The organism is Spirosoma sp., from assembly GCF_026391055.1.
GTDB lineage: Bacteria > Bacteroidota > Bacteroidia > Cytophagales > Spirosomataceae > Spirosoma.
Genome location: NZ_JAPLET010000030.1, coordinates 301,930 through 316,483, shown reverse-complemented (window position 1 = coordinate 316,483; position 14,554 = coordinate 301,930). Strand labels below are relative to the sequence as shown.

Below are 14,554 nucleotides of genomic sequence, written 5' to 3'. Positions count from 1 at the left end.
ACGGGTAGCCTTTTTTTTCTGTATTTACTGACTATTTATAACCGAACACGCATGAAACCACTTTCTACATTTCAGCTGATTCTGAGGAAAACGCTGGCCATCGCTCTGCTGATGGGGGTTTGCGCTGTGCATGCGCTGGCCAGCGGACCAGCTAAGAGCAAACCGGCCCGAATGATCACCGGGAACGTTACCCTAGGCGTGAACAACCAGGCTGTGGCGGGCGTCAATGTGCTGATCAAAGGCACTCAGCTCGGAACCGTGACCGACCAACGGGGTAATTATGCCATTACCGTAAATGCCGACAATGCGGTGCTCGTTTATTCGTTCATCGGCTACAAAACGCAGGAGGTTACCGTCGGAAACCGGTCGGTCATTGATGTGGCGCTGGTCGAGAATAACGAAGTACTGGGCGAAGTAGTCGTTACGGCGCTGGGTATCAAGCGCGAAGCCCGCTCACTGGGGTATGCCGTGGGCGAAGTGCAGGGTAAAGACCTGAGCCGGGTGGCGCAGGAAAATGTGCTGAACTCACTGGCCGGTCGCGTGCCGGGCGTACAGATCAGCTCAACGGGGCCGTCGGGTTCGTCGGTGAGCATGATCATTCGCGGGGCCAAATCCCTTAATACGGATAACCAGCCGCTGTTTGTTGTCGATGGGGTTCCGGTTGCCAACTCCCTCAACAACGTCAGCCAGATTGGTAATGACAATCGCGTCGATTACGGAAACGCTATTTCTGACATCAACCCTGACGATGTGGAGAACATATCCATCCTGAAAGGCCCCAGCGCGGCTGCCCTGTATGGCTCGCGGGCGGCTAACGGCGTGGTGCTGATCACGACCAAGAGTGGCTCCAAATCGCAGAAGATGACCGTGTCGGTTACGTCGAATACCGTTTTTGACCAGCCTTACAAATACCTGAAAATGGGTTCTAAATTTGCTACCGGTATTCTGCCCTTTACGCCGGAAAATAACCCCTATCCGGGCGGTATCCTGCAAATCGACGAGAGTTCGTCGGGGGGCGTTGGCCCCGAACTGGACAAAGGTTATAACGCCATCCAGTGGAACAGTCCCATAGGTCCCGACGGTAAGCAAATTCCTACACCCCTGGTGTCACATCCCAACAACATCCGGGATTTTGTCCGGACCGGCATTACCAGTACCAACGGGGTGTCTATTTCCAACAACTCGGAGAAGGTTACCTACCGGCTGTCTTATTCGAACATGAACAGCCGGGGCATTGTGCCGAACTCCGATCTATTCAAGAATACGCTGGCAATCAATACATCGGTGCGCGTTAATGATAAGCTGACGCTAAGCACCAACCTGGACTTCAGCCGCAACAACTCCAACAACCGACCCGCTGGCGAACGGGGCACCAACCCGCTGCAATGGGCTTATGCCGTTGGCTCGCACATCGACATCAATGACCTCCGGGATTACTGGGTGCCCGGTAAAGAGGGGTTGCAACAGAAGTCGCAAAGCATTGGCAACTACAATAATCCCTACTTCCTGGCCTACGAGGTGAATAACAGCTACGTCCGCGACCGGGTGTTTGGCAACCTCAAAGCTGAATGGCAGCTTACGCCCGACATCAAACTGATGGGCCGCTACGCGCTCGATACCTACTCGGAACAGCGGGAAACCAAAATCGCCAAGAGCTACACTGGTGAACCGAACGGCGCCTACGGGCTGATCAACCTCAAACGCTACGAACGCAACGCCGACTTCCTGGCCACCTACACCAAGCGGATCAATGCCTTGAGCGTGGTGGTATCGGCCGGGGGAAATAACCGGTATTCGCAATCGTCCGACCTGAGCACCAGCAGCCGAAATGGCGCAGGACTGATTATTCCGGGTTTATACACCATTCAGAACATAGCACCGAACAACCTTCAGTATAATAACTACCTGTACAAACGGGCTATTTACAGCGTTTACGGAACGGCCAATTTGGGTTTTAAAGATATGATCTACCTCGACCTGACCGCCCGCAACGACTGGTCGAGTACGCTGCCGGTCGACAATCGGTCGTACTTCTACCCGTCGGCTTCGCTGAGTGTGCTGCTCAATGAAATGATCCATATGCCTAACAGCGTCGATCTGTTCAAGATTCGGGGCGGTGTCGCGCAGGTGGGTAACGATGCCAATCCGTACAGCCTGTTTGCTACCCTGGGCGATGCCGGGGCGTGGAATGGCGTAACCCGTCTGTCTAAATCGGGCGGTATCCTGCTGCCGAATTTAAAACCGGAGATCGCCACATCGTATGAAGTAGGGATCGACTACAACATGTTCCGGAACCGGCTTCGGTTCTCGGGAACGTACTATACCTCCGAAAACCGAAACCAGATCCTGCCTTCGCAGATTGCCCCGTCTTCGGGCTTTACGACCAAGAGCATCAACGCCGGTTTGCTCGAAAGCCGGGGTGTTGAACTCTCGCTGGGCGGTACGCTGGTCGACAAAGGCGGCCTGCGCTGGGACCTGACCACGAACTTCACCAAGAACACGACCCGCATCAAGGAACTGGCGGAGAGCATCCCGTACTATACGTTGTGGACCGATGCCAAGGGCGGTGCCTGGACGTACGTAGGCGATAAAGTAGGGGACATTTACGACGCGGAAATCATTACCGTAACCGACAAAAACTCGCCTTACTTCGGTTACCCGATTCTGGATAACGACGGTTCGTGGCAGAGCAGGAGTGCGTCGACCTCCAAAAACAAAATCGGAAATTTCAACCCCAACTTCATCCTGGGCGCGCAGAGCTCTCTTTCGTACAAAGGCTTCACGCTTAACTTCTCGCTCGACTGGCGGTCGGGTGGGGATTTCGTATCGCAGACGTACCGCTACATGGAATCTGACCTGCGTTCGCAGCGGTTTCTGGACAACCTGATCAACCCCGGCGGCCGGACCGGCGATGCACTTCGCAACTGGCTGGTCGAGAATGCCGATCAGTACATCAAAATTCACGGTAACAACTTCCCGATTGTGGGCGGACCAACCAGTGCATACGGCGGCTATCCGTTTGAGTTTGGGGGTAAAACCTATGCCTATGGTGTGTTCAATCCGGGTGTACTGGCGCAGTACGATGACAAAGGAAACATCATCGGCTACACCGAAAATCTGGGTGGTGCCGATACCAAAATCATCCCCTATGGCGACAATTACCCCTGGAGCTTTACCCGGGCGGCTACCTTCGATGCCTCGTTTGTGAAGCTGCGGGAGATTTCGCTGGGTTACGACCTGCCCGCCAAATTTGTAAAGTCCATTGGTTTGCAGAACGCCAGTTTCTCGGTCTACAGCCGCAACATTATTCTCTGGACCGCTGCCAAAATCAATGTCGACCCCGAAATGGCTTTCCAGCCCCAGGCCAGCCCGCAGGCAGGTACCCAGTTCAAACAGGGAATTGAACGCTACAACGTAACGCCCTGGGTTATTCCGGTTGGTTTCAGACTCGGTCTCACGTTCTAAGCACGTCAAAACTAGTTAGCCATGAAAAATATCCTTAAAAAAAATACTGTCTGTCTGGTTCTGTTTGTGTCTTTCCTGTTTTCCTGTAAAGACCTGAGCCAGTTGAATATAAACCCCAACGGCGTTCAGCCCGAAACGGTCAACCCGAACCTGATTCTGCCCACCGTCCTCACCGAAACCGGGAAAGCCTTCGTAAACCTTGGCTTTCAGGACATTGCCGGGGTGGTTCAGCACACGCAGAAAGATGCCTGGTTTAACGGGCACAACGACTACGACTGGGGGGGCGACCAAAGCTGGACCCCTTACTACGACCTGCTCCGCAACAATGATCTGCTCTACCAGCGGTCGGTTACGCTCAATATGGAGTTTCAGCAGGGGGTCGCGCTGGTCATGAAATCCATGATCTTCGGCCTGATCACCGATCTGTGGGGCGATGCGCCCTATACCAATGCGCTGAAAGGTGAAGCGGGTGGGGCCGACTACATTACGCCTAAATTTGACGATCAGGCCACCATTTACGCGGGTATTCTGGCCGATCTGGACAAAGCCAGCACCTTGCTGTCGAAACCAAAAACGGCCTATTCCAGCATTGTGGAAAGTGCCGATGTGTATTACGGGGGCGATCCGACCAAATGGCAGAAACTGGCCAATTCGCTCAAGCTCCGGTACTTGATGCGCATTTCGGCCAAACAGCCCGATGTAGCCAAAGCGGGTATCGAGAAGATTGTTGCCAATCCAGCTCAGTACCCAATTATCGATGATGCATCGGCCGATGCCACCATGGCGTTTGTGGGTAATAACTCGGGGGATGCCTGGCCGTCAAATACGGTATTCGACATCAGCGGCAGCAACTACCGCCGGATAAAAATGTGTTCGACCCTGCTCAAACCGATGCAGGCTACCAATGACCCACGGCTCGCGATCTGGGCGAAGAAGGTAGAGATTCCCCTCTCGGTCGATGCCACGCTGCCCGCCGGTACAGACAAGATTGTAAATGGTGTGCGGTACCTGTCGCCGGACAAAGTGGGCGCAACACCCATCGATACCGACCCAAATTACGTAGGGTTACCCCCCAGCGTATCGCAGCTGCCATCGGGCTATAACTTCAACCCGACACCGGGCCAGACCTCGGTTAATCCGCACGTTTCGTATCTGAATGAGATATACATGCAGGCCAAAGGCTCGTTGCTGAAAGCCCGGCTGATGTCGGCGGCTGAAGTGCGGTTTATTCTGGCCGAAGCGGCCCTGAAAGGCTGGGCTGCCGGAGATGCCAAAACGCAGTACGAAGCCGGGGTTAAAGCATCGCTCACTACCTGGGGAGTAGCCAGCAGCTATCCCACGTTTATTATGCAGAAAGGGGTCGCTTACGAGGGTACACAGGCACAGATAATCGGGCAGAAATGGATTGCGAGCTGGACCAACGCCACGGAGGCCTGGTTCGACTACCGGCGAACGGGCTTACCGGCCCTGTCGGCGGGTGTTGCTGCCAAACGGAAAGCCCTGCCGCTGCGGTTTTACTATATGCGGGATGAGCTGAACCTCAACAAAGCCAATGCCGGTGCGGCCGTCGATAAACTGGAGGTGACCACAAACTCGCAATCCGACGGGAAAAACAGTGCCTGGTCGAAACCCTGGCTGGTTCAGGGAACCGGTAAACCCTGGTAGATTTTTTGTTTCTGTGGTGGTTTTTTCGGTGTTCTTGTATGGTATCAGCTTTGAGAAACTGACACCATACAAGAACACCGAAAAAACCACCTAACGGTTTAGCTGACATGAAAAAAATCGTCGTTGCGCTTCTATTCTTCGGCCTGACGGTCGTTTCCGTTTCCGCCCAAGTCTTTAAGGTAGGGGCGGCTGTCCGGCTGATTACGCCCAACCCGTTGCTGCCCGTTTCCGGCGGAATTGGTACGCCCAAAAAAGCGGTCGAGGCAAAAGGGGAGTTATTTGTCCGGGCCTGTGTTTTCGAACGGGGGAGTACGCGCGTTGCCATCGTCAGCGTCGATAACCTGGGCTGGCCATCGGTACTGGGTAACAAATCGAGGGCGCTCATCAAGGGAATTCCACCCGAAAATATCCTGATCGGTGCTACGCACACCCACAGTGGCCCGGATGCCTATGGCTTCCCGAACGAAAAAGGGGAGTCGTTTGCCGACCTTCCGTATCTGGACAAATGCGTACACGCCATTGCCGATGCCGTTAATGAAGCACTGGCAACGGCAAGTCCGGCCACCCTGAAAATTGCCGTTGGCGATGCCAAAGGGCAAATTGCCTACAACTATTATGCTCCGGCGTTATATGACCCTCGCTGTGGGGTCATACAAGCTATTGCTACATCTGGCACGAATACCGGAAAGCCCATTGTAACGCTGGTCAACTACGCCATTCATCCGGAGGTGATCGGCTCGGACCGAGGTATCCTCAGTCCGGATTTATGTGGTCCGCTTTGTCAGCGAATCGAGTCGAAAGTGGGGGGTGTGGCCCTGTTCATGAACGGCGCTCAGGGCGGCATGGTCACGGCCGACAACCGGCGGGAGAATGGCAAAGAAGCCAATACCTGGGAAGAATGTATCCGCATTGGCGAGCTGCTGGCCGACGAAGCCCTGCGTATCGTAACTCCCGTTGAGCCGCAATCGAACCCTACCTTATTCTGTACCACCCGTAACATTACATTTCCCATCGAGTCGGAGGTGATGAAGTACATCGTCAAGAACTCACCGTTGAAGTACCCCATTGCCGCCGGGGATAAGGTGGTGGCTCAAGTGAACCTCCTCAACATTGGCAGCGCACAGGTACTGACCATTCCCGGCGAAGCCCTGCCGAACATCGGGTATTACCTAAAGCGACACATGCACGCCCATGTGCCTTTGTTATTTGGCCTGACGAACGATGCTTTCGGGTATATGCTCACGAAAGTAGACTTCAACAGCTTTAAACGGTACGAGTACATCAGCCGGACCAGTCTGGGTGAAAACACGGCCGAGATTTACATGGACGAAGCCCTGAAATTAATTGCCGGTTCGCCAAAAGCGGATGACTATAAATAGCGTAAATGCCCTGTATTGACTAATTTCCTAAACCCTGTCTCCCGCTTCTGAAAAGGAGCGGGAGACCCCTTTACTCCATGAAACTAAATCGATTCAAACCCATTGCCCTCGCCGGTCTCCTTGGCGTCAGCGCGCTTTTCTCGTTCGATCTGCCCGAACCCGCCGATGGCATTACCCCGGCCACTGCCCTGGAAAGCTATCTCAAAAACGGCGACCAGTCATTTAAGTGGGAAGTGAAAGATACGTACACCTATGGTGATATTACGGCCTATGAAGTGATGCTCACCTCCCAAAAATGGCGTGAACACCTCTGGAAGCACCAGTTAACCGTAATGGTGCCGAAAGAAGTCAATCAAGATGGGGCTTTGCTGTTCATCACGGGCGGGTCGCTCAAAGAAGGCGAACCCAGATGGAATGGCCGCGAGGATGGCTTTAACCGGGCTATGAGCACGCTGGCTACGAAAAACAAAGCCATTGTGGCCGTACTTCGGCAAACACCCAATCAGCCACTATACGATAACCTGACGGAAGATGCCCTGATCTCCTACACCCTGCATCAGTTCAAAAAAGACGGGGATTACTCCTGGCCGCTGCTTTTTCCGATGACGAAGAGTGCCGTTCGGGCCATGGACGCCGTGCAGGAACTGGCTAAACAAACACTGCACAAAGACGTTAACCGCTTCGTTGTGTCGGGAGCTTCCAAGCGTGGCTGGACCACCTGGTTGACGGGGGCCAGCGACAAACGGGTTGCGGCCATTGCGCCCATGGTCATTGATGTGCTGAACATGCCCGTCAATCTGGATTACCAGATGAAGGTCTGGAACAAGTACAGCGAGCAGATCGAAGACTACGTGAAAATCGGTATTCCGCAAACGGTACACAGCAAGGAAGGAGCAGCTATTAACCAGATGATCGACCCCTATTCATACCGTAAAAAGCTGACCATGCCCAAAATGCTCATTATGGGTACTAACGATGAGTACTGGACGGTCGATGCCGTTAAGCACTACATTGGCCAGATTCCGGGCGAGAATTTTATTCATTATGTTCCGAACGTGGGACACGACTTGGGCGATAAACGACAGGCGCTGGAAGCACTAAACGCGTTCTTCGGGACGACTCTTACCCGGCAGCCCTACCCAGCCTGCCAGTGGACCGTTTCGACGACCAAAACAGGGGTGAACCTGACCGTAAAAGCAACGGCCGATTTACTCGAAGACGCCGTCATCTGGTCGGCTAATTCAACGGATATGATTTTTCAGGACGAGAAGTGGGAAGGCAAAAGCCTGGGAATTAAAAATAAAGGAACCGTTACACTAACGGATACGTATCCAGCATCGGGTTTCCGGGCGTTTTACGTTGATCTGAAGTATAAATCGCCAACGGGCGGCACCTACACGGAAAGTACCCGGATGTTCGTGACCGACAATGACGAGATTTTTCTGAAGTAACGACCTTACCACTTTCATTTCAAAAATGGTCAGCCCGTTCGGACTCTACTGAACGGGCTGACCATTTTTAAAAGTTGCTTCAATTTTGTCGCCACCGGCAAAAAAGTAGGTGCCTTTGCCATTGGGCACGTTATTCTTGAACCATCCCGCGTATTTGTCGCCGTTTCGATAGTAATATACGCCGTAGTCGGAGCGGAGGTTATCGCGGAAATTGCCTTTGTATTTTACCTTACCATCGGCGTAATACTCGACGCCTTCGCCGTGCTTGTCGCCCTCTTCGAACTCACCGGCGTAGCGCTCACGCGTTGGGTAAACGAACACGCCTGTTCCATCTTCGCAATCGCCCGATACACAGCCAACGGTTGCCCGATTACCGGACGGCTGGGGTGCCCTGCCGGGTGTCACAACGGGCCGGGCTGTGGCTACGGCAGCGGGTGTCGTATTAATGGGTTTGGGAGCCATAGCCGTTGGGGTTTTTATAGTCGTTCGGCTTTTGGGGTACATGGCTTCCGCTTCCAGCCACCCTTTTCGGATGGCCTCGATACGGGCCGGTTTGGCCGGGTGCGTTGAGGTAGCATGGTCGTCGCCAAGCGCCCTGACGGCTACGGTGGCGTCTTCCAGCGATGCTCCCAACTGATGCAGGACAAAGCCCGAAAATTTGTCGGCTTCGATTTCTTTTATCGGCTGCCCACCTCGCCCGTCGATGGTGTGGCCCTGCAAGTGGTGCCCGATCTCGTGCGCCATGATGCTGATTGCCGACCAGTCAGTTTCGGTTTCCTCTTCGATTTGCTGCATGAACGCGCCATCGTACACAATAAAGCGCTGGCCTTTCAGCACGGTGGCAAAGCAATTGTCGGTGTTGGAGCATTCAATGACTTTGAAGTTCCGCATCAGCCCGATGGGTTTCAGGATGCGGTCAACGACGTTCTCAGCGTGGCGGTTTGAAGAGGTCGTAGGCGAGCAGATAACGTCTGGACTCACTTTGCCGCCCGTGTAGCTGCAAATGAACGCGCCGGACGCAAACGGCAGGGCTGTTGGGGGTGTCTGGGCAAATAAGGGTACGGCAAGGGCCGTTGTCAGAAAAAAAGAGGATAACACTAAAGCCGCTCTCACAGGCATAACCGGGTGGGGTTAATCGTTCAACACGGCAGAATAACGAAGAAAACCGGGTCGCTATTTTAGACCCCTGCCGGGAAAGTTTTGCGGGACACTTGCCAAAAAGGTGTCCGGCGAGGGTAGACCGTTGCGGCTATTTACCGAACTTGCCTATAAAACCCGCAGATAATGAAATACAGAAAACTTGGCAATACAGATGTTAACTTATCGGCCATCGGGCTGGGCTGCATGGGTATGAACCATGCTTATGGTGAACCAAATGATGAAGAGTCCATTGCCACTCTCGAAAAAGCCCTCGACATAGGCATCAATTTCTGGGATACTGCCGACGCCTATGCCAATGGGAAAAATGAAGAACTGGTGTCGAGAGTGCTGGTCCCTAACAGAGACAAAATTTTCATTGCCACCAAATTCGGCTTTCGCGCCGATGCCGACGGGAAACTGACGGAGTTCGATGGATCACCGGCTTATATAAAAATAGCCGTGGAAGCCAGCCTGAAACGACTGCGAACGGACGTGATCGACCTGTATTATGCCCACCGGATCGATCCTAACGTGCCCGTGGAAGACATGGTTGGCGCAATGGCCGACCTGGTAAAAGAGGGTAAAGTACGGTACCTCGGCTTATCCGAAGCCTCTGCCAATTCCATCCGCCGGGCCAATGCGGTGCACCCCATATCTGCCCTTCAAAGTGAATATTCGCTTCTGACGCGAGACGTAGAAACCGAAATTATGCCGCTTTGCAAGGAGTTGGGAATATCCTTTGTGCCGTTTAGCCCGCTGGCGCGTGGGCTAATAACCAATGCGCTGGATGTGAATGAGCTGGCACCAACGGATTTTCGGAAAACGTTACCCCGCTATCAGAAAGAGTACGCAGAAAATAACAAAAATCTGGCACAAGGCTTCGCCGAAATCGCAGCGAACAAAAGCTGCACACCTGCTCAGCTGGCGTTGGCCTGGGTGCTGGCGCAGGGCGACAACATTATTCCCATTCCGGGTACCAAACGCAGAAACTACCTGCTGGATAATGCCGGGGCCGTGGACGTTAAGTTGACGACTCATGACATTGCCGCTATCGAAACCCTGCTGGCAACCTACCCGAACACCGGCGACCGCTATAACGAAGCGAACTACAAGTTTGTGGACAAGAACTAAAGAGTGGCAGGTTTGAGAACCTGCCACCACAATACCTCACTTAAACCGCTGCATGGCTACTTTTCCTTTGGCACCAACGGCGTAACAGGTGCCTTTGGCGCAGGCCACCGAATGAAACCCGTCATTGTCGAGTCGCTGCCAGGTCTGGCCCTGATCGGCGGAAAGGCTCGTGCCGGAAGGCCCTACAGTGAGTAACCGGTCGCCGGGGAGCAGGGCAACGGCTTCTTTCAGGCCGGGCGGGTCAGTAGGGGTAAGCAACTGCCAGCTTTGCCCGCCATCGCGCGTGATGGCCGCATTCGCGCCAGGCAGTTGTTCCTTCTTATAATTACCGCCGACAACAACCCCGATTTTGTTCGTAAAAAAGCGCATCCCGAACAGGCCTGTGGCTTCGCCCGCTGGGAGAGGAGTGTTGCTGACCGCCCATGTACGGCCCCGATCGGTAGATCGGAAAACCCGCCCGAACGTACCTCCACCCGATGCAATCCAGACATTACGCTTGCCCTGCACAACCAGACTGGTACCGCTGGCGGCAAAGGCCGCTTCGTTCGGTTCCATCAGGGGTAATGCTGCGGACGAAACCGGCTGCCAGGTTTTACCCCCGTCGTCGGTCGTTAGCATGAACCATTTCCCTTCAATGGGATCACTGAAAACAATGCCGTGCTGCTCGTCCCAGAAGTCGATGCCGTCAAAAAACACCCCTTTCTGCTGCGTCTGATAGAGAAGTGTCCAGTGCTGCCCGGCGTCGGTCGTTTTATAAATACGAGCCTGTCCCTGTTCGGCAGGTCCGGCGCTCATGAGGTAGGCCGTTTGGGCGTCGATGGCCTGAACATCGCGAAAGTCGCAGGTTTGGGCGTCAGGCACGGTGCCGGTTTGCCACGTTTTCCCACCGTCGACGGTTCGGACGAAGGTGCCTTTGGTGCCACCAAGCCAGGCAACATCCGGGCTGGCTACGCTAACCGCCCTGAAACTGGCATCGGTCGTTACGGTTTGGGGTTGCCACTGCGACAAAGCGGGCAGCGTCAGTAAAAAACTGAAGGTGATACTAAGAATGATGTGTTTCATCGGGCGTGTATTGACTGCAAAATGAATAAAATACCGTCGAAAGCCAATCCGTCCGATTGGCTGATCAGGGTGTTGCCGGACGTGAAAGGGGACTTGTTTGCTGTATCTGGGCTTTCAGTCGGTCGATTTCATCGGCCTGGCTGGACGCTTTGAAGTAATAATAAAGACCAAGAATCAAAAACACTTTCGACAGGATGAAAATGGCGATAAAGGCGGTACGCCAGTACTTATGCACCCGGATGTGCGTGTTATCTACCTCAACGTGTACATAAGAAGGCCCCCTCTCTTCTGATTCCGTTGATTTAGGCTCCGTGTAAGTATGGGGTGGCTTTTCCCATTTTTTTACTTCTGTCTGGCTGATGCGTAGCTCAACGGCCTCCCGGATGCCGGGTGGGGGAGGAACCGCATTACGTAAAAAATAGTCTTCCATGCTGGCTTCCAATTCGTTTAGTTCAGCCAGTACATCCGCATCTGTTGTCAGAAGTTTCTCGACTTCTTCCTTTTCTTTTTCTGTGGCCGACCCCAACAGATACGCTTCCAGAATACCACTTCTTAAATACTGATAGGTCTTCACGGTTCATGCAATTGAGAAGGGCGAAGGTACTTAAAATACGTGTAAATCGGTTCTGGTACGCTTTTAGGGTACGGTTGTAATCCTTATATGCGGGTTTTTGACAGATGCCCCGGTAGATACCTAAATTGACGTTAAGCGAAAAGTCATATTGGATTACTGGCGGTATTGATGCTGAATGCTTTGTGTGAGTAACTGGTAAATCTCGGAGAGCTTCGGCTGGTTGCTGAGGTAGGCCAGATGCGTGTCAATGGTGGTCAGGTCACCACGGCGGGCGGGGCCTGTCTGTACATCCGCCGGATCGGAAGCGGCCAGTCCTTTCCGAAAAGTTTCGCCGATGATGGGCCGGAGCAGGTCGAAATCCAGTCCGTCCTGTACGGTAAGGTCGTGGGCGAGTGTGAGCAGGTGGTTGGTAAAATTGCAGGCAAAAACAGCGGCAACGTGCAGCGCCCGACGTTCTTCAGACGTGATAATGTAAACAATATCGCTGATGTCCTGACCCAACTGTACCAGGGTTTCCTCCGTTACGCTGTCGCCCGATTCGATGCAGAGTGGAATTTCGTCGAACACCATAAACGACTGCCCTTTGCTGAACGTCTGGAGCGGATAAAAGACACCCGTTTGAACGGGTACATCACTGTAAATGGCCATCCACTGTTCCAGCGAGGCAAGCGTACGGGCACCGGCTGTATGTACCAGAATAGCATCTTCCGGTAAAACCAGTTGCGAACAGACCTGTTCGAGGGCATCGTCGGGAATGGCCAGGATAAATAATTTCGATGGGCTATCGGCGAAGTTCAACTCCGAATGGGTATGCGCGTCGTACAAGTTACTGACCAACTGGCGCGCATGTTGCAGCTGTCGGCTATAGACCTCATTGATGTGATGGCCAGCGTTTTCGAGCGCCGGAGCGAGGTGCCAGGCAAGGTTTCCGGCACCGATAAACGAAATTTCCATGTTCAAGTATAGGCTATTTTACGCGAATCTGGGTTTAGTGCCGATAGGCTCGTCTGGAAACTTAGCCAACATATCCCGAGACACAGCCTAATTAGACCCTTCATCCGCTAACCATTTGGCTACTTCTCCAGTTACTCATAAGCTTAGTCTACTAAAATATTAGATTACTAGCGCATGGCACTATCGTCTCGTCTTCGTCAATATGGAAATTCTGGTCCTGATACTATACGCAATAGCCTTACTCCTGTTGTTTGTATATAACTGTGGTCAATTAAGTCTGATAATTAGTTATTTACGTTCAGAAAAGAAGCGTCGGGCACTCGCCCAATCGGCCGCTGATTATTCGCCGGATGCCCTGCCCAGGCTCACCGTTCAACTGCCTGTTTACAATGAATTGTACGTCGTGGAGCGACTGATCGACGCCGTCGTGCTGTTGAAATACCCAAAAGATAAGCTCGATATCCAGGTGCTGGACGACTCAACAGACGAAACCGTCTCTATTATTGCCCGAAAAGTGGCCGAATACAAAAAGCAGGGATTTGATATTGAACACATTCGTCGGCCGGAGCGCAAGGGGTTTAAAGCCGGAGCCCTCGCCTATGGACTTACGCTGGCGAAAGGAGAGTTTGTCGCCATTTTCGACGCCGACTTTGTGCCGGACCCTGAGTTTCTGCTCAAAACGGTGCCGCACTTTGCCGATCCGAAAGTAGCCATTGTGCAAACCCGCTGGGAGCACCTGAACGAAGACTTTTCGCTAATCACGCAATTGCAGGCATTCGGGCTTAATGCCCATTTTACGGTTGAGCAAAGCGGGCGCTATGCTGCCGGACTGCTCGCTAATTTCAACGGTACGGGTGGCGTATGGCGCAAAGTGGCCATCGCCGATGCCGGTGGCTGGCAAAGCGATACGCTGACGGAAGACCTGGACCTGAGCTACCGGGCACAGCTGCGGGGCTGGAAGTTTGTGTACCGGGAAGATGTGGGCTCACCCGCCGAGCTACCCGTGGCCATGAATGCCCTCAAGTCGCAGCAGTACCGCTGGATGAAAGGAGCCGCCGAATGTGCCCGCAAACTGTTCGTCAACGTGCTGAAAACACCGGGCGTTTCGCTGTCAATGAAACTGCACGCATTTTTTCACCTCTTCAGCAGTGCCACCTTTATTCTGGTGCTGATTCTGGGCGTGATGAGTGTGCCCCTCATTTACATTCGTAGCCAGCATCCCGAGTGGGAGTGGGTGTTTGTTGTGATAAACCTCTTTCAGTTTAACCTGCTCATCCTGATTACCTTTTACGGCATACCCGTGTGGTTTTTAAAAGGTGCTAATAAAGCCCGGCTCGCGTGGTATTTTCCGATGTATTCATCGCTCATGATGGGCTTGTCGCTGCACAACACCATTGCTGTAGTTGAAGGATACATGGGGCGCAAGACGCCTTTTGTCCGGACACCCAAGTTCAACGTGAAAACAGCCGCCGACAGTTGGGCTGCCAACAAGTACATCAGCCGCCGGATTAGCTGGCTAACGATTGCTGAAGGATTCCTTGCTTTATACTTCTTCTTTGGTCTTGGGCTGGCCGTTTACCTACAGGATTTCCGGATGTTTTTTCTTCATATCATGCTGATGGTGGGATTTGGTATGGTTACTATTTATTCGCTTATTCAGGCCGTAAGGCGCTCATCGCCAGTGTCTGTTTTGCCCTTGACGGGGATAACGGTTAAGGAGTCTCACTAATCAT

General features: G+C 53.2%; 10 protein-coding genes. 6 read left to right on the top strand and 4 right to left on the bottom strand.

The window, feature by feature from the left end; all coding sequences use genetic code 11:
* Positions 1 to 51 precede the first annotated feature (51 nt).
* From NT073_RS30390 to NT073_RS30375, 4 genes are all read left to right on the top strand, one after another.
* Positions 52 to 3,465: a SusC/RagA family TonB-linked outer membrane protein gene (locus NT073_RS30390; protein WP_297381679.1), complete on the top strand. Its 3,414-nt coding sequence runs from the start codon at positions 52 to 54 to the stop codon at positions 3,463 to 3,465.
* A 21-nt stretch (positions 3,466 to 3,486) separates the two neighbouring features.
* On the top strand, positions 3,487 to 5,130 hold the full coding sequence (locus NT073_RS30385; RefSeq protein ID WP_297381677.1) for a SusD/RagB family nutrient-binding outer membrane lipoprotein: 1,644 nt from the start codon (positions 3,487 to 3,489) through the stop codon (positions 5,128 to 5,130).
* 107 nt (positions 5,131 to 5,237) lie between these two features.
* The gene (locus tag NT073_RS30380) at positions 5,238 to 6,509 is read left to right on the top strand and encodes a hypothetical protein (RefSeq protein WP_297381676.1); all 1,272 of its coding nucleotides are present in this window, start codon (positions 5,238 to 5,240) and stop codon (positions 6,507 to 6,509) included.
* A gap of 77 nt (positions 6,510 to 6,586) precedes the next feature.
* The gene (locus NT073_RS30375) at positions 6,587 to 7,960 is read left to right on the top strand and encodes a PhoPQ-activated protein PqaA family protein (protein WP_297381674.1); all 1,374 of its coding nucleotides are present in this window, start codon (positions 6,587 to 6,589) and stop codon (positions 7,958 to 7,960) included.
* A gap of 45 nt (positions 7,961 to 8,005) precedes the next feature.
* On the opposite strand, the gene NT073_RS30370 is transcribed toward NT073_RS30375, so the two are convergent.
* On the bottom strand, positions 8,006 to 9,079 hold the full coding sequence (locus tag NT073_RS30370; RefSeq protein WP_297381672.1) for a M48 family metalloprotease: 1,074 nt from the start codon (positions 9,077 to 9,079) through the stop codon (positions 8,006 to 8,008).
* 165 nt (positions 9,080 to 9,244) lie between these two features.
* On the opposite strand from NT073_RS30370, the gene NT073_RS30365 reads away from it, so the two are divergent.
* Entirely contained in the window at positions 9,245 to 10,231 is a 987-nt protein-coding gene (locus tag NT073_RS30365; RefSeq protein WP_297381670.1) for an aldo/keto reductase, read from the top strand.
* A gap of 36 nt (positions 10,232 to 10,267) precedes the next feature.
* Here the strand turns inward: NT073_RS30365 and NT073_RS30360 are convergent, their stop codons facing one another.
* From NT073_RS30360 to NT073_RS30350, 3 genes are all read right to left on the bottom strand, one after another.
* Positions 10,268 to 11,293: a YCF48-related protein gene (locus NT073_RS30360; protein WP_297381668.1), complete on the bottom strand. Its 1,026-nt coding sequence runs from the start codon at positions 11,291 to 11,293 to the stop codon at positions 10,268 to 10,270.
* Between the two features lie 64 nt (positions 11,294 to 11,357).
* The gene (locus NT073_RS30355) at positions 11,358 to 11,867 is read right to left on the bottom strand and encodes a hypothetical protein (protein WP_297381666.1); all 510 of its coding nucleotides are present in this window, start codon (positions 11,865 to 11,867) and stop codon (positions 11,358 to 11,360) included.
* Positions 11,868 to 12,020: 153 nt separating this feature from the next.
* Positions 12,021 to 12,821, bottom strand: coding sequence for a Rossmann-like and DUF2520 domain-containing protein (locus NT073_RS30350; protein ID WP_297381664.1), 801 nt, complete (start codon positions 12,819 to 12,821; stop codon positions 12,021 to 12,023).
* A gap of 202 nt (positions 12,822 to 13,023) precedes the next feature.
* Between NT073_RS30350 and NT073_RS30345 the strand changes: the two genes are divergently transcribed.
* Positions 13,024 to 14,550 (top strand): cellulose synthase family protein, encoded by a 1,527-nt coding sequence (locus tag NT073_RS30345; protein ID WP_297381663.1) that lies wholly within the window; start codon positions 13,024 to 13,026, stop codon positions 14,548 to 14,550.
* Positions 14,551 to 14,554: the final 4 nt, after the last annotated feature.

Bases quoted from the DNA above. Each gene is read 5' to 3' on its own strand.
- NT073_RS30345 (WP_297381663.1), top strand. From the start codon at position 13,024: ATGGAAATTCTGGTCCTGATACTATACGCAATAGCCTTACTCCTGTTG.
- NT073_RS30360 (WP_297381668.1), bottom strand. From the start codon at position 11,293: ATGAAACACATCATTCTTAGTATCACCTTCAGTTTTTTACTGACGCTG.
- NT073_RS30390 (WP_297381679.1), top strand. From the start codon at position 52: ATGAAACCACTTTCTACATTTCAGCTGATTCTGAGGAAAACGCTGGCC.
- NT073_RS30380 (WP_297381676.1), top strand. From the start codon at position 5,238: ATGAAAAAAATCGTCGTTGCGCTTCTATTCTTCGGCCTGACGGTCGTT.
- NT073_RS30385 (WP_297381677.1), top strand. From the start codon at position 3,487: ATGAAAAATATCCTTAAAAAAAATACTGTCTGTCTGGTTCTGTTTGTG.
- NT073_RS30350 (WP_297381664.1), bottom strand. From the start codon at position 12,821: ATGGAAATTTCGTTTATCGGTGCCGGAAACCTTGCCTGGCACCTCGCT.
- NT073_RS30365 (WP_297381670.1), top strand. From the start codon at position 9,245: ATGAAATACAGAAAACTTGGCAATACAGATGTTAACTTATCGGCCATC.
- NT073_RS30370 (WP_297381672.1), bottom strand. From the start codon at position 9,079: ATGCCTGTGAGAGCGGCTTTAGTGTTATCCTCTTTTTTTCTGACAACG.
- NT073_RS30375 (WP_297381674.1), top strand. From the start codon at position 6,587: ATGAAACTAAATCGATTCAAACCCATTGCCCTCGCCGGTCTCCTTGGC.